At 68.8% G+C, this 23,242-nt stretch carries 23 protein-coding genes; 14 read left to right on the forward strand and 9 right to left on the reverse strand.

The genetic code is table 11. The annotated features are described in order from the left end of the window. Positions 1–74 precede the first annotated feature (74 nt). On the reverse strand, positions 75–1,151 hold the full coding sequence (locus LXT13_RS24745; RefSeq protein WP_233374987.1) for an acyltransferase family protein: 1,077 nt from the start codon (positions 1,149–1,151) through the stop codon (positions 75–77). A gap of 53 nt (positions 1,152–1,204) precedes the next feature. Further along, positions 1,205–3,916 carry an aconitate hydratase AcnA gene (gene acnA / locus LXT13_RS24750; protein ID WP_233374988.1) on the reverse strand — a complete coding sequence of 904 codons (2,712 nt, stop codon included), beginning with the start codon at positions 3,914–3,916 and terminating at the stop codon, positions 1,205–1,207. Positions 3,917–3,995: 79 nt separating this feature from the next. Between acnA and LXT13_RS24755 the strand changes: the two genes are divergently transcribed. From LXT13_RS24755 to dut, 12 genes are all read left to right on the forward strand, one after another. Further along, positions 3,996–5,345: an MATE family efflux transporter gene (locus LXT13_RS24755; RefSeq protein WP_233374989.1), complete on the forward strand. Its 1,350-nt coding sequence runs from the start codon at positions 3,996–3,998 to the stop codon at positions 5,343–5,345. A 72-nt stretch (positions 5,346–5,417) separates the two neighbouring features. Next, complete coding sequence (locus LXT13_RS24760) at positions 5,418–6,395, forward strand: BMP family lipoprotein (protein WP_233374990.1); 978 nt, start codon at positions 5,418–5,420, stop codon at positions 6,393–6,395. A gap of 78 nt (positions 6,396–6,473) precedes the next feature. Beyond that, the gene (locus tag LXT13_RS24765) at positions 6,474–8,018 is read left to right on the forward strand and encodes an ABC transporter ATP-binding protein (protein WP_233374991.1); all 1,545 of its coding nucleotides are present in this window, start codon (positions 6,474–6,476) and stop codon (positions 8,016–8,018) included. Continuing rightward, on the forward strand, positions 8,015–9,124 hold the full coding sequence (locus tag LXT13_RS24770; protein WP_233374992.1) for an ABC transporter permease: 1,110 nt from the start codon (positions 8,015–8,017) through the stop codon (positions 9,122–9,124). Before LXT13_RS24765 ends, LXT13_RS24770 begins: the two co-directional genes overlap by 4 nt. After that, on the forward strand, positions 9,117–10,082 hold the full coding sequence (locus LXT13_RS24775) for an ABC transporter permease (protein WP_233374993.1): 966 nt from the start codon (positions 9,117–9,119) through the stop codon (positions 10,080–10,082). Before LXT13_RS24770 ends, LXT13_RS24775 begins: the two co-directional genes overlap by 8 nt. 1 nt (position 10,083) lies before the next feature. Next, positions 10,084–10,500 (forward strand): cytidine deaminase, encoded by a 417-nt coding sequence (gene cdd, locus LXT13_RS24780; RefSeq protein ID WP_233374994.1) that lies wholly within the window; start codon positions 10,084–10,086, stop codon positions 10,498–10,500. A gap of 8 nt (positions 10,501–10,508) precedes the next feature. Further along, complete coding sequence (locus LXT13_RS24785) at positions 10,509–11,345, forward strand: purine-nucleoside phosphorylase (protein ID WP_233374995.1); 837 nt, start codon at positions 10,509–10,511, stop codon at positions 11,343–11,345. Then, positions 11,342–12,106, forward strand: a complete 765-nt coding sequence (gene deoC / locus LXT13_RS24790) for a deoxyribose-phosphate aldolase (RefSeq protein ID WP_233374996.1) — start codon at positions 11,342–11,344, stop codon at positions 12,104–12,106. The genes LXT13_RS24785 and deoC overlap by 4 nt, the downstream gene beginning before the upstream one ends. Before the next feature lie 3 nt (positions 12,107–12,109). Continuing rightward, positions 12,110–13,423: a thymidine phosphorylase gene (gene deoA / locus LXT13_RS24795; protein ID WP_233374997.1), complete on the forward strand. Its 1,314-nt coding sequence runs from the start codon at positions 12,110–12,112 to the stop codon at positions 13,421–13,423. Continuing rightward, entirely contained in the window at positions 13,423–14,124 is a 702-nt protein-coding gene (gene trmB, locus LXT13_RS24800) for a tRNA (guanosine(46)-N7)-methyltransferase TrmB (protein WP_233374998.1), read from the forward strand. Before deoA ends, trmB begins: the two co-directional genes overlap by 1 nt. Then, the gene (gene coaBC / locus LXT13_RS24805; RefSeq protein WP_233374999.1) at positions 14,121–15,323 is read left to right on the forward strand and encodes a bifunctional phosphopantothenoylcysteine decarboxylase/phosphopantothenate--cysteine ligase CoaBC; all 1,203 of its coding nucleotides are present in this window, start codon (positions 14,121–14,123) and stop codon (positions 15,321–15,323) included. The genes trmB and coaBC overlap by 4 nt, the downstream gene beginning before the upstream one ends. Then, complete coding sequence (gene dut, locus LXT13_RS24810) at positions 15,323–15,772, forward strand: dUTP diphosphatase (protein ID WP_233375000.1); 450 nt, start codon at positions 15,323–15,325, stop codon at positions 15,770–15,772. The genes coaBC and dut overlap by 1 nt, the downstream gene beginning before the upstream one ends. Positions 15,773–15,808: 36 nt before the next feature. Here dut and LXT13_RS24815 read toward each other — a convergent pair whose 3' ends face one another. Beyond that, entirely contained in the window at positions 15,809–16,330 is a 522-nt protein-coding gene (locus LXT13_RS24815; protein WP_233375001.1) for an FKBP-type peptidyl-prolyl cis-trans isomerase, read from the reverse strand. Positions 16,331–16,361: 31 nt separating this feature from the next. On the opposite strand from LXT13_RS24815, the gene LXT13_RS24820 reads away from it, so the two are divergent. Continuing rightward, positions 16,362–17,477, forward strand: coding sequence for a JmjC domain-containing protein (locus LXT13_RS24820; protein ID WP_233375002.1), 1,116 nt, complete (start codon positions 16,362–16,364; stop codon positions 17,475–17,477). A gap of 137 nt (positions 17,478–17,614) precedes the next feature. After that, entirely contained in the window at positions 17,615–17,968 is a 354-nt protein-coding gene (locus tag LXT13_RS24825; protein WP_233375003.1) for a hypothetical protein, read from the forward strand. Positions 17,969–18,461: 493 nt separating this feature from the next. Here LXT13_RS24825 and LXT13_RS24835 read toward each other — a convergent pair whose 3' ends face one another. From LXT13_RS24835 to LXT13_RS24855, 6 genes are read right to left on the reverse strand one after another with little or no spacing between them, the layout of a single operon-like run. Beyond that, the gene (locus LXT13_RS24835; RefSeq protein WP_233375005.1) at positions 18,462–19,241 is read right to left on the reverse strand and encodes an MBL fold metallo-hydrolase; all 780 of its coding nucleotides are present in this window, start codon (positions 19,239–19,241) and stop codon (positions 18,462–18,464) included. A gap of 8 nt (positions 19,242–19,249) precedes the next feature. Continuing rightward, positions 19,250–20,434, reverse strand: coding sequence for an outer membrane protein assembly factor BamC (gene bamC, locus LXT13_RS24840; RefSeq protein WP_233375006.1), 1,185 nt, complete (start codon positions 20,432–20,434; stop codon positions 19,250–19,252). 53 nt (positions 20,435–20,487) lie between these two features. Further along, positions 20,488–21,369 carry a 4-hydroxy-tetrahydrodipicolinate synthase gene (dapA, locus tag LXT13_RS24845; protein ID WP_233375007.1) on the reverse strand — a complete coding sequence of 294 codons (882 nt, stop codon included), beginning with the start codon at positions 21,367–21,369 and terminating at the stop codon, positions 20,488–20,490. A 30-nt stretch (positions 21,370–21,399) separates the two neighbouring features. Next, the gene (locus LXT13_RS24850; protein WP_233375008.1) at positions 21,400–21,900 is read right to left on the reverse strand and encodes a class I SAM-dependent methyltransferase; all 501 of its coding nucleotides are present in this window, start codon (positions 21,898–21,900) and stop codon (positions 21,400–21,402) included. Beyond that, complete coding sequence (locus LXT13_RS28550; RefSeq protein WP_255719713.1) at positions 21,897–22,022, reverse strand: hypothetical protein; 126 nt, start codon at positions 22,020–22,022, stop codon at positions 21,897–21,899. Before LXT13_RS28550 ends, LXT13_RS24850 begins: the two co-directional genes overlap by 4 nt. Beyond that, positions 22,019–23,236 (reverse strand): MFS transporter, encoded by a 1,218-nt coding sequence (locus LXT13_RS24855; RefSeq protein ID WP_233375009.1) that lies wholly within the window; start codon positions 23,234–23,236, stop codon positions 22,019–22,021. Before LXT13_RS24855 ends, LXT13_RS28550 begins: the two co-directional genes overlap by 4 nt. Between the last annotated feature and the right edge of the window lie 6 nt (positions 23,237–23,242).

Here is a 23,242-nt window from a genome sequence, read left to right on the forward strand (position 1 = left end):
ACGGTAGCTGTGGGTGGTTGCGGCGTCTGTCAGCCGGGTGCGCGTCGACTTAGTGGGCCTGGGCTGACAGAGCCCTAAAGAAAGTCGCGCAGCCTTAGAGCCGGCCGCTCGATCACGTGGTGCAACGTGGCGCCACCGGCGGCGATGGCTATCGCATAGGCGGCGAACAGGCCAATGCCAGAGAGACCGGTCGCCGGTGCCAGCCACACGTGAACCGCATTCATGGCCAGCTTGTGGCTGAGGTAGAGGCTGTAGGACATGCCCGCCACCCAGCCGGCGCCAGGCAGCGACCAACGGCCCAGCCAGCCGTGGCGCGACGTGGCCGCCAGCACCAGCAGCCCGAAGCCGGCCGACAGCAGCGGCCAGCCCGCCACATTTGCTACGAGGCCGGTGCGGTCGCGGAACAGCCAAAGCGCCGCAGCCGACGTGGCGAGCCCGGCCAGCGCGAGCAGGTTGGCGCGCGCCTGCAGCCGCGCCCACAGCGCCGGCCGGTAGACGCTCAGCGCCGCGAGCACGACGCCGGCGAGCAGGCCGTCCAGGCGCATCCAGGTCGGGTAGTAGAGGTCTTCCACGAACCAGTTCCGCGGCGGTTGCAGCGCATCGTCATGCAGCCAAACGGCCGCGCGCAGCGCGATGCCCGCGAGCACGACGCCCGCGACCAGCAAGGCGACCCGCTGTGCCGGCACCCGGCCCGCGAGCGCGCCAGCCAGCAGCGGGAACAGAAGGTAGAAGTGCTCCTCCACGCACAGCGACCAGGCGTGTGAGAAGGCCTGGTGGTGGGTGTAGTCGACGAGCAGGTTCAGCGTGAAGGTGGCGAACTGCCACCACGCTTCCAGCCCCGGCGCCTCGCGCAGCGCGGGGAAGGCCACGTAGACGGCGAGTACCACAAGGTAAGCCGGCAGGATGCGCCAGGCGCGGCGCCAGTAGAAGTGCCGCGGCGACAGCGGCTCACCGCGCTGCAGCGAGCGCAGCAGCTGAGAACCGATCAGGAAGCCGCTGAGGACGAAGAAGATGTCCACGCCCGCCCAGCCGAAGCGCGACAGCCAGGACCAGTCCGGTCCGAGGCCGCCGACGAGGAAAGAGTGGAAGAGCATCACCCAAACGATGGCGATGCTGCGCAGCAGGTCGAGGCCAGGGAGGCGGTGGGCCATGTCGGTCAACAAAAAGCCCGGCGCAAGGCCGGGCTCAGGGGGGGAAGGGCGAGTCAGGCGGCCAGCAGTTGGCGAAGCACGAACGGCAGGATGCCGCCATGCCGGTAGTAGGCCACCTCGATGGCGGTGTCGATTCGCAGCGTCAGCGTGACGGCGCGCGTCGAGCCGTCCGGCCGCGTGATCGTCATCGTCGCATCACCCTGCGGCCTGATGTCGTCGGCCAGCGCGATGTCGATCGTTTCATCGCCCGTCAGGCCCAGGCTTTCCCAGCTGACGCCGGGCTTGAACTGCAGGGGCAGCACGCCCATGCCGATCAGGTTGCTGCGGTGGATGCGCTCGAAGCTCCGTGCGACGACGGCCTTGATGCCCAGCAGCTGTGTGCCCTTGGCCGCCCAGTCGCGGCTGGAGCCTGTGCCGTACTCCTCGCCGGCGAAGATGATGCTGGGGGTGCCTTCGGCGATGTAGGCCATCGCGGCGTCGAAGATGGTCGTCTGCTCGCCGTCCTTCAGCGTGAACCCGCCCTCCACGCGAGAGCCATCGGGGCGGGCAGGCAGCATCAGGTTCTTCACGCGCACATTGGCGAAGGTGCCGCGCATCATGACGTCGTGGTTGCCGCGGCGTGCGCCGTAGGAGTTGAAGTCGGCCTTCTGCACGCCGTGGGCGACGAGGTACTTGCCGGCAGGAGTTGTCTCCTTGAACGAGCCGGCCGGGCTGATGTGGTCGGTCGTGATCGAATCGCCGAACAAGGCCATGATGCGGGCGCGCTGCACGCCGGCCTTCAGCGGCGGCGGCGTCATCGTAAAGCTCTCGAAGAACGGCGGCTGCGCGATATAGGTGCTGGCCGGCCACGTGTAGACCTGGCCTGTGACGCCCTTGATCTGGTCCCACAGCTTGCCGGGCTTCTTCGCGACCTGGGCGTAGTTGTCGCGGAAGGCGTCGGGGTCCAGCGCGTACTTCATCAGCTGATAGATCTCGTCGCTGCTGGGCCAAATGTCGCCCAGGTAGACCGGCCGGCCCTGCTTGCCGACGCCGACTGGCTCGGTCATCAGGTCGCGCGTGACGTTGCCGGCGATCGCATAGGCCACGACCAGCGGCGGGCTGGCCAGGAAGTTGGCCTTGAGATTGGGGTGGATGCGCGCCTCGAAATTGCGGTTGCCCGACAGCACGGCGGCGCACACCAGGTCGTGCTCCTGGATCACTTTGTTGAACTCCGGCGCCAGGTCGCCCGCGTTGCCGATGCAGGTCGTACAGCCGTAGGCGGCAAGGTTGAAGCCCAGCTTCTCCAGGTAGGGCAGCAGGCCGGCCTTCTGCAGGTATTCGGTGACGATGCGCGAGCCGGGTGCCAGCGACGTCTTGATGTGCGGTTTGACGCTCAGCCCGGCCTCGACCGCCTTCTTGGCCAGCAAGCCGGCGGCCAGTAGCACGCCGGGGTTGCTGGTGTTAGTGCAGGACGTGATGGCGGCGATCAGCACGTCGCCGTTCTTCACGTCGATGCCGTTGTCGGCCTTGAAGGTCTGGGCCAGCTTGGGTGCCGGCTGGTTGAAGCCGTTCTCGGCCACCGGCTTGCTGAACAACTCGGTGAACTTCGCCGACAGATGGGTGATCTCGATGCGGTCCTGCGGGCGCTTGGGCCCGGCGAGGCTGGGCGAGACGGTGCCGAGGTCCAGTGACACGACGGCGGAGTAGTCGATGTCGCCCGTGCGCGGCACGCCGAACAGGCCTTGCGCGCGCCAGTAGGCCTCGAAGGCTTCGATCTCGGCGGCGGTGCGGCCGGTACCACGGAAGTAGTCCACCGTTTTGCCGTCGACCGGGAAGAAGCCCATCGTCGCGCCGTACTCGGGCGCCATGTTGGCGATGGTGGCTCGGTCCGGCACGGACAGGCTCTCGGTGCCCTCGCCGAAGAACTCGACGAACTTGCCTACGACCTTGTATTTGCGCAGGATCTCGGTGACGGTCAGCACCAGGTCGGTCGCCGTGACGCCCTCGCGCAGCCGGCCGGTCAGCTCGAAGCCGACGACGTCCGGCGTCAGGAAGTACACCGGCTGGCCCAGCATGCCAGCCTCGGCCTCAATGCCGCCGACGCCCCAGCCGACGACGCCGACGCCATTGATCATCGTCGTGTGGCTGTCGGTGCCGACGAGGCTGTCCGGGTAGTAGACGCCGTCTTTGCCCCGATGCACGCCGCGGGCAAGGTATTCGAGGTTCACCTGGTGCACGATGCCGAAGCCCGGCGGCACGACGCCGAAGGTGTCGAAGGCCTGCATGCCCCACTTCATGAACTCGTAGCGCTCTCGGTTGCGCGAGAACTCCAGCTTCATGTTCAGGTCCAGCGCGTCCTTCGTGCCGTAATGGTCGATCATGACGCTGTGGTCCACGACGAGGTCCACCGGCACCAGCGGCTCGATGGTCTTGGGGTTCTTGCCCAGGCTCGCGGCCACGTTGCGCATCGCGGCCAGGTCGGCCAGCAGCGGCACGCCGGTGAAGTCCTGCAGCACGACGCGGGCGACGACGAACGGGATCTCGTCGACCCGCGGCGCCGTCGGCTGCCAGCCGGCGAGCTGGGCCACATGCTCCGGCGTCACTTTTTGGCCGTCGCAGTTGCGCAGCACGCTCTCCAGCACGATGCGCAGCGACACGGGCAGACGGGCGACGTTCGGGAAGCGCCTGGCAAGCCGTGGCAGCGAGAAGAGCTGGCCGGCCGCGCCGGAGGCTGTCTTGAACGAGGCCAGCGTGTCGGAATACGCGTGGGCGGGCGAGTTCGGCATGGGTTACTCCTTTACGATTTCCGGCTCATTCTGGCGAGCTTGCTGTGACTTGTGTGAATCCCGCCGCGGAGGCCCGACGATGACGGCCCCTTCCGCTCGCCCCCGCCTCTTTCCGCTCACTTGGCCGCTGCTGCTGGAGTTGCTGCTGGGCATCGGCATCGGCATCATCGGCACGATGCTGGCAGCGCGTCTGTCGGACGACAGCGGGGCCGCCTTTGGCCTGGCGAACCAGGTGTTCGCGTCCATCTTCGTGTTGTTCCGCGTCATCGGCGCTGGCGTCAGCGTGGCCGTCACGCAGGCGCTGGGCGCCGGCCGGCGCGACCAGGCCGACGCCGTGGCCCGCGCCACGGTCGGCGCGAGCGTGTGGCTCGGCGCCGGCGGTGCAGTGGCGGCGCTAGCGGCGGCCGGGCCGCTGCTGGCCATGGTCAATGCGCCGCCCGAGGTCGCCCCGCTGGCGGCCACGCTGCTGCGCGCGCTGGCCCCGGCGCTGCTGGTGGACGCCCTCAACGCGACGATGGCAAGCGTCATGCGCGCCCATCTGCGCAGTCGCGAGGCGCTGATCGTCGTGGTCGTCATCCAGGCGGTCACGCTCATCGTCGCGCTGCTGGCCATGCCGCATCTGGGTTTGGTGGGCTATGCACTGGCCTGCCTGTGCGGCCGGGGCACGGGTCTCGCGCTGCACATCGTACTGTGGCGCGCGCGGCTGAACCTGCAGCTGCGCCGCAGCGACTGGTGGCGGCTGGTGCGCGCGCCGCTGGCCACGGTGCTCCACATCGGCGTGCCGGGCGCGGCCGAGAACATCTGCTACCGGCTGGCGTTCATGGTGAGCCTGGCGGCGGTGGCGCAGCTGGGCGCGCTGTCGCTGGCGACGCATGCCTACACGATGCAGTTCCTGCATGTCATCCTGATGTTTGGGCTGGCCATCGCATTCGCGGTGGAGATCCTCGTCGGCCACATGATCGGTGCGGGCGAACTGCATGCGGCGCACAAGCTGGTGCGCAAATCCCTGGCACGGGGCCTGGTGCTGGCGGTGGTCGTGTCCGGCAGCTTCGCGCTGGCAGGGCCGTGGCTGCTGCGGCAGTTCACGTCGGACCCGCGCATCATCGAGCTGGGCTGCACCCTGTTGTGGTGCACCGTGCTCGTCGAGCCGGGACGTGTGTTCAACATGGTGGTCATCAATGCACTGCGGGCTGCCGGCGATGCGCGCTACCCGGTGGTCGCCGGTGCGGCGTCGATGCTGCTGGTGCTGGCTGGCGGCAGCTGGTTCCTGGGCGTTCACCTGGGCCTGGGCCTCGTGGGCGTGTGGATTGCTTATGCCTCCGACGAATGGATCCGTGGCCTGTTGATGTGGCGTCGTTGGGCGACACTCGGCTGGCTACCCTATGCCCGGTCGTCGCACCGCAAGCTGCGGCGCGCCAAGGCCCTGTGAATCAGTATTTTTCAGGTCAGTAAAACTTGAGGGATGTTTCCTACAATGCGCCCCTTTCGCCGGATCGACCCCATGACTCGCGCTCTGACTCGACTGTCCCTGGTTTTGGCCTTCGCCTGCGGCGCTGCCCAGGCGGCGCAGCAGCCCGCGGTGATCTTCGACATGGGCGGCAAGTTCGACAAATCCTTCAACCAGGCCGGCTATCTGGGCGCCGAGCAGTGGAAGAAGGAGTCCGGCCAGGCCTATCTCGAATTCGAGATCAGCAATGACACGCAGCGCGTGCAGGCACTGCGCCGCATGGCCGAGCGGGGCGCCAGCCCCATCATCAGCATCGGTTTCGCGCAGGCGTCGGCGTTGACGCAGGTGGCCAAGGACTTCCCTAAGACGCAGTTCGCCATCATCGACGCCAAGGTGGACCTGCCCAACGTGCAGTCCGTCCTGTTTAAGGAGCAGGAGGGCAGTTACGTCGTCGGCGCGATGGCGGCGCTGGCCAGCAAGACAGGCAAAGTGGGCTTCGTCGGCGGCATGGACATCCCGCTGATCCGCAAGTTCCAGTGCGGCTACGAGCAGGGCGCCAAGGCGGCCAACCCCAAGGTCGAGGTGTTCTCCAACATGGTCGGCACGACGTCCAGCGCGTGGAACGACCCGACCCGCGGCGGTGAACTGGCCAAGGCGCAGTTCGCCAAGGGCTCCGACATCGTCTTCGCCGCCGCCGGCGGCACTGGCGTGGGTGTCTACCAGGCTGCCAAGGACGCCGGCAAGCTCGCCATCGGCGTGGACAGCAACCAGAACCACCTGCAGCCCGGCACGATGCTGACCTCCATGGTGAAGCGCGTGGACGTGGCCGTCTACAACGTGCTCAAGGGCTGGAAGCCCGGCGTTCAGGTGCTGGGGTTGAAGGAGGGCGGCGTGGACTACGCGCTCGATGCCAACAACGCCAAGCTCATCGCCGCGCCGCTGAAGGCCAAAGTCGATGCGATCAAGGCCGACATCGTGGCCGGCAAGGTCAAGGTGGCCGACTACATGGCCGACAACGCCTGCAAATACTGATGGTCTTGCGGGATGGAGCTGGCGGCATAGCCGCCGGCAGTTCCGTCCTCACCTGACTGAGAGCGATTGCGCCCGGACATGCCAGAGCAAGCCCATCCCGCCGTCCGCCTCCGGGCGATCTCCAAGCGCTTCGGCGCCGTTCAAGCCAACCGCGAGGTGTCTTTCGACATCGCCGAGGGCAGCGTCCATGGCCTCGTCGGCGAGAACGGCGCCGGCAAGAGCACGCTGATGGCCATCCTGTATGGCTACTACCAAGCCGACGCCGGAGCCATCGAGGTCGACGGCCAGCCGGTGCAGATCAAAGACTCGCAGCAGGCCATCGCGCTGGGCATCGGTATGGTTCACCAGCATTTCATGCTGGTCGACACGCTGACATGCCTGGAGAACATCATGCTGGGCGCCGAGGGCGGCTTCTTGCTGAAACCGTCGAAGGCGCGTGTGCGCGCCCGGCTGGACGCGCTGATGGCCGAGACGGGCCTGCATGTCCGGCTCGACGCCGTCGCCGGCGACCTGCCGGTGGGCGAGCTGCAGCGGCTGGAGATCCTCAAGGCGCTCTACCGGGGCGCTCGCATCCTCATCCTGGACGAGCCCACCGCCGTGCTGACGCCGCAGGAGACCGACCAGCTCTTCGTCACGCTGCGCCGGTTGCAGGAGCTGGGCACGACGCTGATCCTCATCACACACAAGCTGCGCGAGGTCATGAACCTGTGCGGTGCCGTCACCGTCATGCGCGCGGGCCAGGTCGTGGAGACCCGGCCCATCGCAGCCTGGAGCGAGGCCGCGCTGGCCGAATCGATGGTCGGCCGCAAGGTCACGCTGGGCCGGCCTGCCGGGCTCGAAACCCGTGCCGGCGACGTGCGCCTGAAGGCCACGGGTTTGAACCTCAAACACGCCAACGGCGTCGCCGCGTTGAAAGACGTGAGCCTGGCGCTGAAGGCCGGCGAGATCGTCGGCGTGGCCGGCGTGTCTGGCAACGGGCAGAGCGAGCTGCTGGAGGTACTGTCCGGCCTGCGCGCCCCCGAGGGCGGCCGGCTGGAACTGGGCGGCCAGGCCTTCACGCCGCATGCCTGGCTGGACACCGCCCAGGCCCGCCCGCTGCGCCTGGCCCATGTGCCGGAGGACCGGCATGCGGTGGGCCTGGTCATGAGCTTCCCGGCCTGGGAATCCGCTGTGCTGGGCTACCAGAACCTGCCCAAGTACCGCCGCGGCGCCGCGATGGACCATGCGGCGATGAAGGCGGCCACACGTGAGATGCAGCAGCGCTTCGACGTGCGCCCGCGCGACGAGAACCTCGGCTCCAGCAAGTTCTCAGGCGGCAACCAGCAGAAGCTCATCCTGGCGCGCGAGATCGGCGAACAGCCGATCGTGCTGCTGGTGGGGCAGCCGACGCGCGGCGTCGACATCGGCGCCATCGAGTTCATCCACAACCAGCTGCGCGCGTTGCGTGACGCGGGCTGCGCGGTGCTGCTGGTCAGCAGCGAACTGGATGAGATCCTGGCGCTGGCCGACCGGGTCGTCGTCATGAACTGCGGACGCATCACCGGCGAGCTGGCCATCGAGGACTGCGACGAGCGGCGGTTGGGCCTGCTGATGGCGGCACAAGAAGAACGGGCGGCGGCATGAGCCAACCTTTGCAACTTCCGCGCTGGATCGACATCGGCCTGCTGCCGCTGTGGAACCTGGCCGTCGCGCTGCTGGTGGCTGGCGTCGTCGTCATGGTCATCGGCCACAGCCCCTGGCAGGCGCTGACGGTGCTGCTCAACGGCGCGCTTGGCAGCGTGCGCGGTCTCGGCTACTCGCTGTACTACGCGACGACCTTCATCTTCACCGGCTTGGCCGTGGCGGTGGCCATCCATGCCGGCCTGTTCAACATCGGTGGGGAAGGGCAGGCGACGCTGGGTGGCGTGGGCGTCGCGCTGGTCGCGCTGTGGCTCGGGGCCAAGCTGCCTGCCATCGTCATGCTGCCGCTGCTGGTGGTTGCTGCAGCGACCTTCGGCATGCTGTGGGCGGCCGTGCCGGCCTATCTGCAGGCCTGGCGCGGCAGCCACATCGTCATCACGACGATCATGTTCAACTTCCTGGCTGCCGGCCTGAATGGCTACCTACTCGTGAACTGGCTGCGCCCGGCGGACAGCATGGCGGTGGAGTCCGCCGAATTCGCGGCGAGTGCCCGCATGCCGGCGCTGCACCAGATCGCCGCTGCGCTGGGCTACGAGCTGCCATCGTCTCCGCTGAACCTGAGCCTCCTCATCGCGCTGGCGGCCTGCGTTTTCGTCGGCTGGTTCCTGTGGCGCAGCGCCGCCGGCTATGCAGTGCGGGCCGTGGGCAGCGCGCCGCGCGCCGCCCACTACGCCGGCATCCGGCCGCGAGCCCAGGTGCTGCTGGCCATGGCGCTGTCCGGTGCGCTGGCGGGCATGGTGGGCATCAACGAGATCTCGGGCGTGCAGGGCAAGCTGACGCTGGACTTCGTCGCCGGCGCTGGCTTCACCGGCATCGCCGTGTCGCTGATGGGCCGCAACCATCCGGTCGGTATCGTGCTGGCATCGCTGCTGTTCGGCGTGTTGTATCAGGGCGGCGTCGAGGTATCGTTCGAGCTGCCCGGCTTCAGCCGCGAGATGGTCGTCACGGCGCAAGGCCTCATCGTGTTGTTCTCCGGTGCGATGGCGACGGTCAGCGCGCCGCTGTTCGCGCGTGTCTATGCCGCGCTGATGGGAGGCCGTCATGGATGAGGTCGTGATCGCCTCCGTCATCGCGTCGACGTTGCGCGTCAGTGCGCCGCTGCTGCTGTGCGCGATGGCGGGCGTGCTGTCCGAGCGCGCCGGCGTCGTGGACTTGGGGCTGGAGGGCAAGATGCTGTTCGCCGCGTTCGCCGCGGCGGCCACGGCGGCCGCCACGCAGTCCACCGGCCTTGGCCTGCTCGCGGCCATCGGCGTCGCCTGCGCGGCGTCGATGCTGCACGGCTTCGCCTGCGTGACGCACCGCGGTGACCAGGTCGTGTCGGGCGTCGCACTGAACATGATCGCCGCGGGGTTGACGGTGGTGCTGGGCATCGCTTGGTTCCAGCAGGGCGGCCAGACGCCGCCCATCGCGCCCGAGGTGCGCCTCACGGCGCTCGCGCCGGCCTTCGCTGAGCCGCAGGCCGGCCACTGGGTGGCGTCGGTGCTGGGGCATGGCTTCCTGAGCCACAACCTGCTGGTCTATGTCGCCTTCCTGATGGTCGCGGCCGTGTGGTTCTTCCTGGAACGCACGCGCCCCGGTCTGCGGCTGCGCGCCGTCGGCGAGAACCCGGCGATGGTGGAGGCGGCCGGCATGTCCGTCCAGGGCCTGCGCTACCAGGCGCTGCTGATGAACGGCGCGCTGTGCGGGCTGGCCGGCGCCTACCTGACGCTGGCGCAGAACGCGTCCTTCTCGCCCAACATGACGGCCGGCCGCGGCTTCATCGCGCTGGCCGCGATGATCTTCGGCAAGTGGAAGCCACTGCCCACGTTGGGCGCCTGCCTGCTGTTCGGTTTCCTGGACGCGATGGCCATCCGCATGCAGGGCGTGCAGCTGCCGGGCATCGGCGAAGTGCCGGTGCAACTGATCCAGGCGCTTCCCTACCTCTTGACCGTCGTGCTGCTGGCGGGTTTCATTGGGTCGGCCGTCGCGCCCAAGGGCCTCGGCCGGCCCTACGTCAAGGAGCGCTGAAGTGGAACTGACCCAAGACCTGCTGGACCGTTTGCTCGCGGAGTCGCTGCGCGCCCGCGAGTTCTCGCATTCGCCGTACTCGAAGTACAAGGTCGGTGCCGCCATCCTCGACGAGCAGGGGCGCATCCACATCGGCGCCAACATCGAGAACGCGGCCTACCCGCAGGGCTGGTGCGCCGAGCCCTCGGCGCTGACGGCGATGATCATGGCCGGCGGCAAGCGGGCCGTCGCAGCGCTCGTCACCGGCCCGGGCCCGGACATCATCACGCCCTGCGGCGGTTGCCGCCAGAAGCTCCGGGAGTTCTCCGTCCCCGAGGAGCTTGTCATCATCGCGGGCGATCCTGGCGGCATCCGCCAACGCTGGACCCTGGCCGAGCTGCTGCCCCACAGCTTCGGGCCCAGCCATCTGAATTTCTGAGGTTTCCCATGATCGACAACAAGACCCTCGACGCCGCGATCACCGCCAGCGTCGACAAGCTGCAATCACTGTTCGGCGCCGCGCCGGAGGTCGCTGTCGTGCTCGGCTCCGGCTGGGCCGGCGCCGTCAGCCATGTGCAGGACGGCAAGAGCCTGGCGTACACCGAGCTGCCGGCCTTCCCGCAGCCCAAGGTCGAAGGCCATGTCAGCGAAATCGTCGTCGGCCGCATCGGCCCGCAGCGCGTCGTGTTCCTGCGTGGCCGCGCCCACACATACGAAAGCGGCGAGTGCACCGGCATGGCGGGCGCCATCCGCACGCTCAAGCGCTGGGGCGTGAAGCTGCTGCTGCAGACGAATGCGTCCGGCTCGCTGCGCGCCCACATGCCGCCCGGCAGCCTGATGCTGATCGCGGACCACATCAACGCGCCGCAGCGCAGCCCGCTCGTCGGCGAGCCGGGCAGCCAGCGCTTTGTCGACATGAGCACCGCATACGACGCCGAGCTGCGCCAGCATGCGCTGGCGCTGGCCAAGCGCGAGAACCTGATGCTGGGCGAGGGCGTCTACGTGTGGGCGCTGGGGCCGCAGTTCGAGACGCCGGCCGAGATCCGCATGTTCGCCGCCTGGGGCGCCGACGCGGTGGGCATGAGCACAGTGCCCGAGACCATCCTGGCCCGCCATGCCGGTCTTAAAGTCATGGGCATTGCGCTGATGACCAACATGGCCGCCGGCCTGTCAGCCGAGGCGCTGACGCACGACCTGACGCTGAAGCAGGCGCAGGCCTCGGGCGAGCGAGCCGCCGGCTTCCTGGCCGCGCTGGTGGCCAGCCTCCAGGACGTCGCGCTATGAGCGCTGCCACCCAGGCCGCCGCCCGCACGGCACTGGCCTGCCTGGACCTGACCAGCCTCAACGACGCCGACACGCCGGCTGACATCGACGCGCTGTGCCGCCGCGCGCGCACCGTGTTCGGCGACGTGGCCGCCGTCTGCGTGTGGCCCCGCTTCGTCGCGCAGGCGCGCGCCGCGCTGCCGGCGTCCGTGCGCGTCGCCGCCGTGGCGAACTTCCCCGACGGCGCGTTGGACCTGCCGCGCGCGCTGGCCGACATCGAAGCCATCGCGCATGCCGGCGGCGACGAGGTGGACGTGGTGCTGCCTTGGCGCGCGCTGCTGGCCGACCAGTCCACCGAGGTGGCCGAGTTCCTGTCGGAGGTGCGCTTTGCCAGCCGGCCCCTGACGCTGAAGGTCATCATCGAATCCGGCGAACTGCGCAGCGCCGACCGCATCGCGCAGGCCACGCGGCTGGCGCTGGCGGCCGGTGCTGACTTCGTCAAGACCAGCACCGGCAAGACCCCGACTGGCGCGACGCCCGCCGCTGCCGCCGTCATGCTCAAGGAAATCGCCGCCAGCGGCCTGTCGGCGGCCGGCTTCAAGGCCTCGGGCGGCGTGCGCACGGTGCTTGATGCCGCCGGCTACATCACCCAGACCCAGGCCGCGCTGGGCGCTGACGCGCTGAACCCGCAGCGCCTGCGCTTCGGCGCGAGCGGCCTGCTCGCCGACATCGAAGCCGTGCTCGGCGGCACAGCCGCCGCAGCAACCGACTCCGCTTACTGACCCATGCTTGCCCAAGAAATCATCCGCGCCAAGCGCGACGGCCACGCGCTCAACGAAGCGCAGATCCAGCATTTCGTCGACGGCCTGACGCACCACACCTGGAGCGAGGGGCAGGTCGCCGCCCTCGGTATGGCCGTCTTCCTGCGCGGCATGGGCCGCGACGAGGCCGTGCTGCTGACGCGGGCCATGATGAACTCCGGCCGCGTCATGCACTGGCCCGACATGCCCGGCCCCGTGCTCGACAAGCACAGCAGCGGCGGCGTGGGCGACAAGGTCAGCCTGATGCTGGCGCCCATGGTGGCGGCCTGCGGTGGCTACGTGCCGATGATTGCCGGCCGGGGCCTCGGTCACACCGGGGGCACCGTCGACAAGCTCGAAGCCATCCCCGGCTATACGACGACGCCCGACCCGGCGCGCTTCGACCAACTGGTGCGAACGCTGGGTTGCGCCATCATCGGCCAGACGGCCGACCTGGCGCCCGCCGACAAGCGCTTCTACGCGACGCGCGACGTGACGGCTACGGTGGAGAGCGTGCCGCTGATCACCGCCAGCATCCTGTCCAAGAAGCTCGCTGCCGGCCTGCAAGGCCTGGCGATGGACGTGAAGTGCGGCAACGGCGCCTTTGCGGCGACACCCGAGTTCGCGCGCGAGCTGGCCGAGAGCATCGTGTCGGTCGCCGGCGGCGCTGGGCTGAAGACGCGCGCCCTCATCACCGACATGAACCAGATCCTGGGCACCGATGTCGGTAACTCGCTGGAGATCTGGGAGACGGTGCGCTACCTGAAGGGCGACGGGCCGCGCGAGGCGCGGCTGCATGAGGTCACGCTGGCGCTGTGTGCCGAGATGCTGGTGCTGGGTGGCCTAGCGGTCGACGCCGCGCAGGCACGCGTGAAGCTGCAGGCGGCGCTGGACAGCGGCGCAGCGGCCGAGAAGTTCGCCCAGATGGTGGCGGCGCTGGGCGGCCCGGCCGACCTGCTGGAACGGCCGGGCAGCTACCTGCCGGCCGCGCCGGTCGTCACGCCCGTGCCCGCTCCGCGCGCCGGCGTGCTGACGGGCATGGCCACTCGCAACCTCGGCATCGTCATTGTCGAGCTGGGCGGCGGCCGCCGCCAGGCGGGCGATGCGATCGACATGCGCGTGGGCTTCTCGCAGGTGCAGCCGCTGGGCACGCGTTTCGCAGCCGGCGAGCCGCTGGCGCTGGTCCATGCGGCCGATGAAGCCGCCGCCGACCGCGCGGTCGCGTCGTACCTTGCTGCCTGCAGCTTCGGCGATGCGCCCGACGCGGCGACGCCGCTGGTCATGGCGGAGATCGGCTGATGAGCGACGAGGAGGTGAAGCCGGGCGAGCCGCCGCGCCGCGCGATCAAGAGCTTCGTCACCCGGGCCGGCCGCATGGGCACCGGCCAGATCAAGGCGCTGGCCGAGCTGGGCCCGCAATTCGTGCTGCCCTACAGGCCCGAGCGCATCGACCCGGCCCAGGTCTTCGGCCGCCAGGCAGCGCTGGTGCTGGAGATCGGCTTCGGCATGGGCGGCGCCACCGCCGAGATCGCTGCCACGCTACCCGACCACGACTTCATCGGCTGCGAGGTGCACGAACCCGGCGTCGGCGCGCTGCTCAAGCTCATCGGCGAACGCGGGCTGACGAACATCCGTATCGTCCAGCACGATGCCGTCGAGGTGCTGCGCGACATGCTGGGCGAGGGTGCGCTGGCCGGCGTGCACATCTTCTTTCCCGACCCCTGGCACAAGAAGCGCCACAACAAGCGGCGCCTCATCCAGCCGGACTTCGTCGCCCAGCTCGCCAAGCATCTCGCGCCCGGCGGCTACCTGCACTGCGCGACCGACTGGCAGCCGTATGCCGAGCAGATGCTGGAGGTGCTGTCCGCCGAGCCGGCACTGGCCAACACGGCCGAAGGCTATGCCGACAAGCCGGCCTACCGGCCGCTGACGAAGTTCGAGAATCGCGGCCTGAAACTGGGCCACGGTGTGTGGGACCTGGTGTTCAGGAAGCGCACATGACTTCTCCTCTGCATGGCAAGCACATCCTCCTCGCGATGACCGGTGGCATCGCCGGCTACAAGATTGCCGAGCTGACGCGGCTGTTCGCCAAGGGCGGTGCGACCGTGCAGGTCATGATGACCGAAGCAGCGGAAGCCTTCATCACCGCGGTGACGATGCAGGCGCTGTCCGGCCGTAGTGTCTACACCTCGCAGTGGGACGCCCGGCCGGCCAACAACATGGCCCACATCAACCTCAGCCGCGAGGCCGACCTGATGCTGGTCGCGCCGGCCAGCGCCGACACCATCGCCGCGTTGGCGCATGGCAGGGCAGACGACCTCGTCAGCCTCACCGCGCTCGCGCGCCGCGTCCATGAATGCCCGCTGCTGGTCGTGCCCGCGATGAACCGCGAGATGTGGGCGCACCCGGCCACGCAGCGCAATGTCGCCCAGATCCAGGCCGACGGTGCGACCGTCATCGGCCCCGCCAGCGGCGACCAGGCCTGTGGCGAGATCGGCGACGGCCGCATGCTGGAGCCGCAGCAGATCTTCGACGACGTCGAGGCCTTCCTCGCGCCCAAGCCCTTGCGCGGCAAGAAGCTGCTGATCACGGCCGGCCCGACCTTCGAACCCATCGACCCGGTGCGCGGCATCACCAACCACAGCAGCGGCAAGATGGGCTTTGCTATCGCCCGCGCGGCGCACGAGGCCGGCGCCGAGGTCACGCTGGTCGCCGGCCCGGTGCACCTGGCCACGCCGCGTGGCGTGCAGCGCATCGACGTGCAGAGCGCGCAGCAGATGTACGACGCCGTGCTGCCGCTGGCGGCCTACCAGCACGCCTTCATTGCCAGTGCCGCCGTCGCCGACTGGCGCCCCTCGCAGCCGCACGAGCACAAGCTGAAGAAGGCCGAAGGCGGCGCGACGGCGCCCACGCTCGCGATGACCGATAACCCCGACATCCTGGCTGCCGTCGCCAGGCTGCCGAAGCCGCCTTACTGCGTCGGTTTTGCCGCCGAGAGCGAGAAGCTTGCCGAGCACGCCGAGGCCAAGCGCCGCCGCAAGGGCATCCCGCTGATCGTCGCCAATCTCGGCCCGGCCACCTTCGGTCGCGACGACAACGCGCTGCTGCTCATCGACGAGCACGGTCAGCGTGAACTGCCACGTGCCGACAAGCTCACGCTGGCGCGCGAGCTGATTTCCGAACTTTCAAAACGTCTCTGATGCACGCCATCGATCTGCAAGTGCTCGACGCCCGCATGGCCGAGCAGATTCCCGCCTATGCGACACCCGGCAGCGCCGGCCTGGACCTGCGCGCCTGCCTGGACAAAGCGCTGACGCTGGCGCCCGGCCAGACGGCGCTGATCCCGACCGGCCTGGCCATCCACATCGCCGACCCGGGCCTGGCCGCGCTGATCCTGCCGCGCTCGGGCCTGGGCCACAAGCATGGCATCGTGCTGGGCAACCTCGTTGGTCTGATCGACAGCGACTACCAAGGCCAGCTGATGGTGAGTTGCTGGAATCGCGGCCAGACCGAATTCACGATCCAGCCCTTCGAGCGCATCGCGCAGCTGGTCATCGTGCCGGTCGTGCAGGCGGCGTTCCGGCGCGTAGACAGCTTCGACGCGTCGTCGCGCGGCGAAGGTGGTTTCGGGTCAACCGGCAAGGGCTGACGCAGCAACGGGCGCTTCGGGCGCCCGCGGTCCGGTTCAGTGCAGCGAGGCGTCTGGCGGCGCGCCAGTCTGCACCATGAAGATCGGTTCGCCGACCGAGCCGGCCTGCACCTCTTCTTCGGTCGCTGGCCGCACGTCCAGCAGCTTCAGGTGCATGCGCAGCCCGATGCCCGCGAGCGGATGGTTGCCGTCCAGCACGACGTGCTCCGGGTAGACCTCGGTCACCGTATAGACCGTATCCGCCGGCATTCCCTCGGTGACGGCGCCCTCGGGCAGACCCTCGAACTGCATGCCCGGCTCGACATCGGCAGGGAACAGCCCACGCGCCTCGAAGCAGACGAGGTTGGAGTCGTAGTCGCCAAAGGCTTCTTCCGGCTGCAGCGCCAGGTCGGTTTCGAAACCGACCTCCTGGCCTTCCAGCGCCGCCTCGACCTTGGCGAACAGGTCGTCCCCGCCGTGCAGGAATTCCATCGGCTCGGCCAGCTCATCGATGAGCTGGCCCTGGGCATCTTCGAGTCTCCAGCGCAGGGAGACGACACAGGGGCGGGTCACTTGCATCCGGACATTTTCGCATCGGCACAATGCCCGCATGCAGACCGATCTCCCGACCCCCATGCTCGGCGGCTTGAGCCCCGAGCAGTTCATGCGCCGCCACTGGCAGAAGAAACCCCTGCTAGTGCGCCAGGCCTTTCCCGAGGTGACGCCGCTGGCCCCGTTGAAGGAGCTGGCCGCGCTGGCCGCGCGCGACGATGTCGAAAGCCGCCTGATCACGGCGTTCGACGGCCGCTGGAAGCTGCGGCACGGCCCCGTCGCGCGCCTGCCCGCGATGAGCAAGCCGGGCTGGACGCTGCTGGTACAAGGGCTGGAGCAGCACGTCGGTGCGGCTCGCGAGCTGATGGACCGCTTCCGCTTCATACCGGACGCGCGGCTGGACGACCTGATGGTGTCCGTAGCCAGCGACGGCGGCGGCGTCGGGCCGCATTTCGACTCCTACGACGTCTTCCTGATCCAGCTCGCCGGCCGGCGCCGCTGGCGCATCGGCGCGCAGAAGGACGCAGTACTGCGCGACGACGTGCCGGTGAAGATCATCGCCAACTTCAAGCCCGAGCAGGAGTTCGTGCTGGAGCCGGGCGACATGCTCTACCTGCCGCCCGGCTGGGCACACGATGGCATCGCTGTTGGCGCGGGTTGCATGACGGGCTCTGTCGGCTTCCGCGTGCCACGCACGACCGGCCTGGCGGCCGAGTTGCTGTCGCGGCTGCTGGACGAGGACGACGACGCCGGCAAGCTCTACGCCGACCCGCGCCAGCCGGCGACTGCCGAGCCGGGCCGTGTCCCGGCAGGGCTGCTGGACTTTGCACGCCGCGCCGTCGAGGCGGCCTTGCAGCGCCCGCAGGCGCTGGAGCGCGCGCTAGGCGAGGCGCTCACGGAGCCGAAGCCGCAGGTCTGGTTCGAGGCCGGCGAGCCGTTGCCTGCCGGTCTGGGCGTGTCGCTCGACCGGCGCAGCCGCATGCTCTACGACGCGGCGCATGTGTTTCTCAATGGCGAGAGCTTCCGGGCCGGCGGGCGGGACGCGACGCTGATGCGGCGCCTTGCCGACCGGCGCGTGCTCGCGGCTGCGGACGTTTCGAGGCTGTCTGAAGGCGCGCGCGAGTTGCTGGACCAATGGGCCGAGGATGGCTGGCTGCAGCCGCTGATTCCGTGAACGCCCAGACGTTTGCCGGGCGCGCCGAATTCCAGCGGTTGGTTGCCGAGACGCTGGCTTGGTGTGCGGAGCAGGGCAGTCGCGAGTTGCACGCCTGGGACGCGAGCTTTGTCGATTGGCCGCTGTCCGATGCGAACGTGCTGTCCACGCTGACCGCCTGGGCGCGGCACGGTCGTCAACTGCACTTGCTGGCGCTGCAGTTCGACGACGTGGTGCGCCGTCATCCGCGTTTCGTGCGCTGGCGGCGCGACTTCGCGCATTGCGTGGCGGCACGTGCCGTCGAACCGGAGGTCAGGCTGGAGGCCGCGCCTGAAGCCTTGCTGCTGGCTGTCGGGGACGGCGCGACGTTGAGCCTGCGTTTGTTCGACCGCCATCTGTGGCGCGGCGAGCTGAGCCTTGACGCAGGTCAGCGCCTGCGTAACCTGGAATGGTTTGATGCCCTGACGCAACGTTCCAGCGAGTCATTTGCGCCCACGACTTTGGGACTCTGAGTACATGTGACAGAGCTGGCCCTATAATTAGTGGCTAGGCGAGGGAAGCGCTCGAGGTTTTCCGCGTCTTGTTGTTCGGGGTCGGCAGTCGGTGAAGCAAACATCGGTGCACGACCCCAAAGTTATGGTGTGCACCGTCGTTTAAACGTTTGAGGACAAGTATGAAAAAGTCGATCCTGTTGGCTTCCCTGCTGGCTGCCGTGGCTCTGAGCGCTTGCAGCAAGAAGGAAGAACCCAAGGTTGAGGCCCCCGTCGCTACGCCGGCCCCGGCTCCCGCCCCGGCCCCGGAAGCTTCGGCCGCCGCCAGCGCTGCTGACGTCGCCGCTTCGGCTGCCGCTGACGCCGCTGCCTCGGCCGCTTCGAAGTAATCACTTCGTCCCTGCGGAGAAAGCCGCCGCTGCGCAAGCAGCGACGGCTTTTTTCTTGTCTGTGCCGCCCATCGGGAGTTTGGGCGGTTGAATTACAAATCTTTGCCTTTGATTGGCCCGGTGAATCAACCCACCTGCAGCCAGTCGAAACCCAATCCCGGATCCGCCACGCGAATATCACCGGGCGAGCAGTCCAGGGCTTTTGACAGCGCTTCCCTTACAAGGGCCGGTGAGTTGTTCTTCTCGCTGAGGTGAGCGGCGACAACGATGCCCAGCGCGTCGTGCCGGCAGCGTGACAGCAGAGCGGCAGCGTCTTCGTTGCACAGATGGCCGTGCGTGCCGAGGATGCGTCGCTGCAGCATCGGCGGGTAAGGCCCGGCGCGCAGCATCGCAACGTCGTGGTTGCTCTCCAGCACCAGCGCATGGCAGCCCTGCAACGGCACGGCGACGCTGTCGGGCGCACAGCCCAGGTCGGTGACGATGCCCAGCTTCGCGCGGCCGTCGCTGACGGTCAGTTGAAGCGGTTCCTGAGCGTCGTGCGGCACGGCGAAAGGCTGCAGGGCGAGGTCGCCGAGTGCGATTTGCTCGCCGCTGCGAGCGGGCAGCAGCAGCGCGGTGTCGAAACCGTCCTTGGCGATCGCCCGCCAGGTCCCGCGGCTCGTGACGAGCCGGATGCGGTGACGCTGCGCGAACGACAGCGCACAGCCGACATGATCGCCGTGCTCGTGCGTGATGAAGAGGGCGTCGATGTCGGCCGGTGCGCAGCCGGCGCGGGCGAGCCGTCGGGTCAGTTCCCGTTCACTGAAGCCCGCGTCGACGAGGACGCGGGTCGTCGTGATGCCCTGGCTGGCCTCGACGAGCGTCGCATTGCCGCCGCTGCCGCTGCCAAGGCTGCAGAACCGCATCCGGCTCCTTACTTCAGGTCGTCCATCAGCAGGCTGAGGATGCGCTTGGCGTTGTCGTTCGTGACGGACTGACCGCGGTCATCCAGCACGCGCACCGTGGTCTTGTCGCCCTCGGCCTTGACCGAGACGCGGTAGCGCACAGGCGTGGAGCCCTTGGCGCCGAACAGGCGCTGGAAGAAGTTGGGTTCTTCCTCGCCGGCCTTCTCGGGGTCGGCATAGCGCAGGTAGAACAGGCCGGCCGCGCGGTCGCGGTCCTCGATCGTGAAGCCATGGCGGTCCAGCGACAGGCCCACGCGGCGCCAGGCGCGGTCGAAGCCGTCGTTGACGGTGAGGCTGTCTGGTACCTCGGTCAGCGCGCGGCGCGGGCGGGCCGCGTCGCCGGCGCTGGGCACCGGCACCGTCGTGGCGGCCGAGGCCGCAGGCGACTGTGCGACGACGGACTTGGCGGCCGTCTCCTGACCACCGAGCTTGAGCATCAGGCGCGACAGCATCTCGGCCTCCAGCGACGGATCGCTGGGGCGGGGCTGCCAGGCGGTCGAGTCACGGCTGGAGGTGGTGTAGACCTCCTGCATGCCGCGGTGGCTGATGAAGATGTCGGTGCCGCCGGCAGCGCCACGTTCGAGGCGCACGCGGTACATGTCGCGCTCGCCAGTGGAGTAGAGGCCGTCGAAGACCTTGCCGATCGTCGAGCGGATGAAGTCATGCGGCAGCTTGGCGCGGTTCTCGGCCCAGCTCGTCTCCATGATGCCGAGCTCCGGCTGATCCTTGACGACCTCCAGGCCGTTGTCGCGCCAGAAGTTGCGCAGTTGCGGCCAGAGTTGCTCGGCTGCCAGGCCCGTGTGCAGCCAGCGGTCGGTGCCGCTGCGCTCCAGGCGCACGTCGCCAGCGGCATTCGGGGCGACGCTGTTGGTGGCCAGCGTGGCGGTGGCGGGGCCGGTCGGGCGGGAGGCCGTCAGCGCGGAGGCGGTGATGGAACCGCCTTGCACTTGCGCGCGGCCATCCTTGGCGAGTTGGGTCAGGTCGGGCGGGACGTCGAGGCCGCCGGTTTGCTTGGCTTGGGTGCGGTAGTCGACCTTGTCGTTCGGAAAGACGCTGTCGAGGGCACTGCAGCCGGCGAGCGACAGGACAAAGGCCGTGCAGGCCAGGCGGGTCGCCGACTGGCGAAGCGGGCGAATCGTGGAAAGGGACGTCACGCTGGAAATCTCCGGGGAACAAAGGCGCCGGGCAGGGCCGGCGCAGCCGCGCATTAGAGCAGACCTGCCTCGACCATCGCCTGTCCGACGGCGGCCTGTCCGGCGGATGTCAGCGGCGTGATGGGCAGGCGCAGCGTGGCGCCGCAGCGACCCAGGCGCGACAGCGCCCACTTTGCCGGGCCGGGGCTCGGTTCGCAGAACAGCTGCTTGTGCAGGCCCAGCAGCTTCATGTGGATCTTGCGGGCCTCGAGGGCGTTGCCTTCGAGGGCCAGGCGGCACATCTGGGCCATCTCGCGAGGCGCGACGTTTGCCGTCACGCTGACGTTGCCATGGCCCCCCAGCAGCATCAGAGCGACGGCCGTGCCGTCGTCGCCGGAGTAGACGTGGAAGCCGGCCGGCGCATGCTTGATGAGATAGGCCGAGCGTTCGATGTTGCCGGTGGCCTCCTTGGTGCCGAACACGCCCGGCAGCGCAGCGCAGCGCAGCGTCGTCTCGGGCAGCATGTCCGCCACCGTCCGGCCGGGCACGTTGTAGAGCATCATCGGGATGTCCACGGCCTCGGCAATCGCCTTGAAGTGCTGGTAGATGCCTTCCTGCGACGGCTTGTTGTAGTAAGGCACGACGGACAGCGTGCAGTCGGCGCCGACTTCCTTGGCGTAGCGGCTCAGCTCGATGGCCTCGGCGGTCGAATTGGCGCCGGTACCGGCCAGGATGGGTATACGGCCTTTCGCATGCTCGACGGCGACGCGGATGATCTCGCGGTTCTCCTCCATGCTGACCGTGGGCGACTCGCCGGTGGTGCCGACGACGCCGACGCAGGCCGTGCCCGACTCGACATGCCAGTCGATCAGACGGCGCAGGGCTGGGTAGTCGATGCTGCCGTCCTCGTTCATGGGGGTGACGAGGGCGACGATGCTGCCGAGGATGGGCTTCATGGTGGAAAGGTCAGGAAGAATCGGTCGATTTTAGGCCGTGGGGGCCAGGCGAACGGCGGCAACGCGCTGGACGAAGCGCGGGTTGACTCCGTCTTCGAACAGGTCTTCGTAAGCCACGATGTGCCAGTCGCGGCACACGCGCAGCAGTTCGCCGCGTTGCAGCAGGAAGTCGGGCCGAGAGGGCCGGCCGATGGTCTGCTGGCCGTCGGCGAAGGTTTCCCAGACGAGCCAGCCGCCCGGCTTCACGGCGGCCAGGATGGTCTCGAACAGTGGGCGCCACAGATAATTGCAGACAACAACGAGGTCGAACCCGCGGCCGGTCAGTGGCCAGGGGCCTGCCTCGATGTCGGCGTCGATGATTTCGGCGCTGCCGCGCAGCGGCGCGGTGGCGGCCGTGTCGCGGTCGACGCCTGTGACCTGCCAGCCGGCCTGCGCCAGCCAGCGCAGGTTGCGGCCGCTGCCGCAGGCCACGTCCAGCGCCGTACCCGGCGTTGCCGGCGCGAAGCGTTGCAGCCAGGCGGACGCCGTCATCCGAAGCAGGCCCAGATCTGCTCGCCCAGTTGGATCATGACCGCCGGGTCGCGGTAGGCAAGGGCCGTGGCGGCCAGCGCGGCCGCGGCCAGCGTGGGCAGCCACCAGCGGCGCGGCTTCATGCGGCTCGGGCCCGCAGGATGGGCGTCTCGCGCACCGGCAGGTTGGCCAGCATGGCCATCACGCCGAGTGCGATGGCCAGCCACCAGACGACGTCGTAGCTGCCAGTCGTGTCATAGAGCTTGCCGCCCAGCCAGACGCCCAGAAAACTGCCGACCTGATGGCTCAGGAAGACGAAACCGCCCAGCATCGACAGGTGCTGGGCGCCGAAGATCTGCGCGACCACGGCATTGGTGGGCGGCACGGTCGACAGCCACAGGAAGCCGATGACGGTCGCGAACACGTAGACGCTGAGCGGCGTTAGAGGCAGCGAGATGAACGCCAGGATCGCCACCGCTCGCAGGCCGTAGATGGCCGACAGCAGGTAGCGCTTCGGCCAGCGCTGCCCCAGCAGCCCCGCGCTGTAGGTGCCGAAGATGTTGAACAGGCCGATGAGCATCAGCGCGCCGGTCGACACCTCGATGCCCAGACCATGGTCTTTCAGGTAGCTCGGCAGGTGCACCCCGATGAATACCACCTGGAAGCCGCAGACGAAGTAGCCCAGCATCAGAAGCTGGAAGCTGCGGTAGCCGAAGGCCTCGCGCAACGCCTGGCCGATGCTCTGCTGGTGCCCGATGCCCGCTCCGCCGGCCTGGCGCTCGCGCACGCCGAGCGCGAGCGGCACGATGAGCAGCGCGGCGCCGGCCAGCAGGAACAGCGCCTGCTGCCAGCCGATGTGGCTGATGAGCCAGGTCTCGATGGGGATCATCGCGAACTGCCCGAACGAGCCGGCTGCCGCCGCGACGCCGAACGCCCAGGAACGTTTCTCCGGCGACACGACCCGCCCCAGCACACCGTAGATGACGGCGTAGGTCGCGCCGGACTGGGCGATGCCGATCAGCACGCCAGCGCCCAGCGTGAACGTCCCGGGATGGCTCGCGACGGCCATGGCCACCAGTCCGAGCGCGTAGGCCGTGCCGCCGGCGATTAGCACCTTCCACGCACCGAAGCGGTCGGCCAGCATGCCGGCGAACGGCCCGGCGATGCCCCAGGCCAGGTTCTGCACGGCCAGCGCGAAGGCGAAGGTCTCGCGCGTCCAGCCGCGCTCGGTGACGATGGGCTGCAGCCAGAAGCCGAAGCCGTGGCGGATGCCCATCGAGAGCGTGACGATGAGTGCGCCGCATACCAGCACTTGCTGTACAGACAGCGCAGCCGGCGGAGGCGGGGCAGCGTTCATCGGGCG

The organism is Pelomonas cellulosilytica (assembly GCF_021353265.1).
In the GTDB taxonomy this organism is placed as follows: Bacteria; Pseudomonadota; Gammaproteobacteria; order Burkholderiales; family Burkholderiaceae_C; genus Pelomonas; species Pelomonas cellulosilytica.

Bases quoted from the DNA above. Each gene is read 5' to 3' on its own strand.
- LXT13_RS24745 (WP_233374987.1), bottom strand. From the start codon at position 1,151: ATGGCCCACCGCCTCCCTGGCCTCGACCTGCTGCGCAGCATCGCCATC.
- acnA (WP_233374988.1), bottom strand. From the start codon at position 3,916: ATGCCGAACTCGCCCGCCCACGCGTATTCCGACACGCTGGCCTCGTTC.
- LXT13_RS24755 (WP_233374989.1), top strand. From the start codon at position 3,996: ATGACGGCCCCTTCCGCTCGCCCCCGCCTCTTTCCGCTCACTTGGCCG.
- LXT13_RS24760 (WP_233374990.1), top strand. From the start codon at position 5,418: ATGACTCGCGCTCTGACTCGACTGTCCCTGGTTTTGGCCTTCGCCTGC.
- LXT13_RS24765 (WP_233374991.1), top strand. From the start codon at position 6,474: ATGCCAGAGCAAGCCCATCCCGCCGTCCGCCTCCGGGCGATCTCCAAG.
- LXT13_RS24770 (WP_233374992.1), top strand. From the start codon at position 8,015: ATGAGCCAACCTTTGCAACTTCCGCGCTGGATCGACATCGGCCTGCTG.
- LXT13_RS24775 (WP_233374993.1), top strand. From the start codon at position 9,117: ATGGATGAGGTCGTGATCGCCTCCGTCATCGCGTCGACGTTGCGCGTC.
- LXT13_RS24785 (WP_233374995.1), top strand. From the start codon at position 10,509: ATGATCGACAACAAGACCCTCGACGCCGCGATCACCGCCAGCGTCGAC.
- deoC (WP_233374996.1), top strand. From the start codon at position 11,342: ATGAGCGCTGCCACCCAGGCCGCCGCCCGCACGGCACTGGCCTGCCTG.
- deoA (WP_233374997.1), top strand. From the start codon at position 12,110: ATGCTTGCCCAAGAAATCATCCGCGCCAAGCGCGACGGCCACGCGCTC.
- trmB (WP_233374998.1), top strand. From the start codon at position 13,423: ATGAGCGACGAGGAGGTGAAGCCGGGCGAGCCGCCGCGCCGCGCGATC.
- coaBC (WP_233374999.1), top strand. From the start codon at position 14,121: ATGACTTCTCCTCTGCATGGCAAGCACATCCTCCTCGCGATGACCGGT.
- dut (WP_233375000.1), top strand. From the start codon at position 15,323: ATGCACGCCATCGATCTGCAAGTGCTCGACGCCCGCATGGCCGAGCAG.
- LXT13_RS24815 (WP_233375001.1), bottom strand. From the start codon at position 16,330: ATGCAAGTGACCCGCCCCTGTGTCGTCTCCCTGCGCTGGAGACTCGAA.
- LXT13_RS24820 (WP_233375002.1), top strand. From the start codon at position 16,362: ATGCAGACCGATCTCCCGACCCCCATGCTCGGCGGCTTGAGCCCCGAG.
- LXT13_RS24835 (WP_233375005.1), bottom strand. From the start codon at position 19,241: ATGCGGTTCTGCAGCCTTGGCAGCGGCAGCGGCGGCAATGCGACGCTC.
- dapA (WP_233375007.1), bottom strand. From the start codon at position 21,369: ATGAAGCCCATCCTCGGCAGCATCGTCGCCCTCGTCACCCCCATGAAC.
- LXT13_RS24850 (WP_233375008.1), bottom strand. From the start codon at position 21,900: ATGACGGCGTCCGCCTGGCTGCAACGCTTCGCGCCGGCAACGCCGGGT.
- LXT13_RS28550 (WP_255719713.1), bottom strand. From the start codon at position 22,022: ATGAAGCCGCGCCGCTGGTGGCTGCCCACGCTGGCCGCGGCCGCGCTG.
- LXT13_RS24855 (WP_233375009.1), bottom strand. From the start codon at position 23,236: ATGAACGCTGCCCCGCCTCCGCCGGCTGCGCTGTCTGTACAGCAAGTG.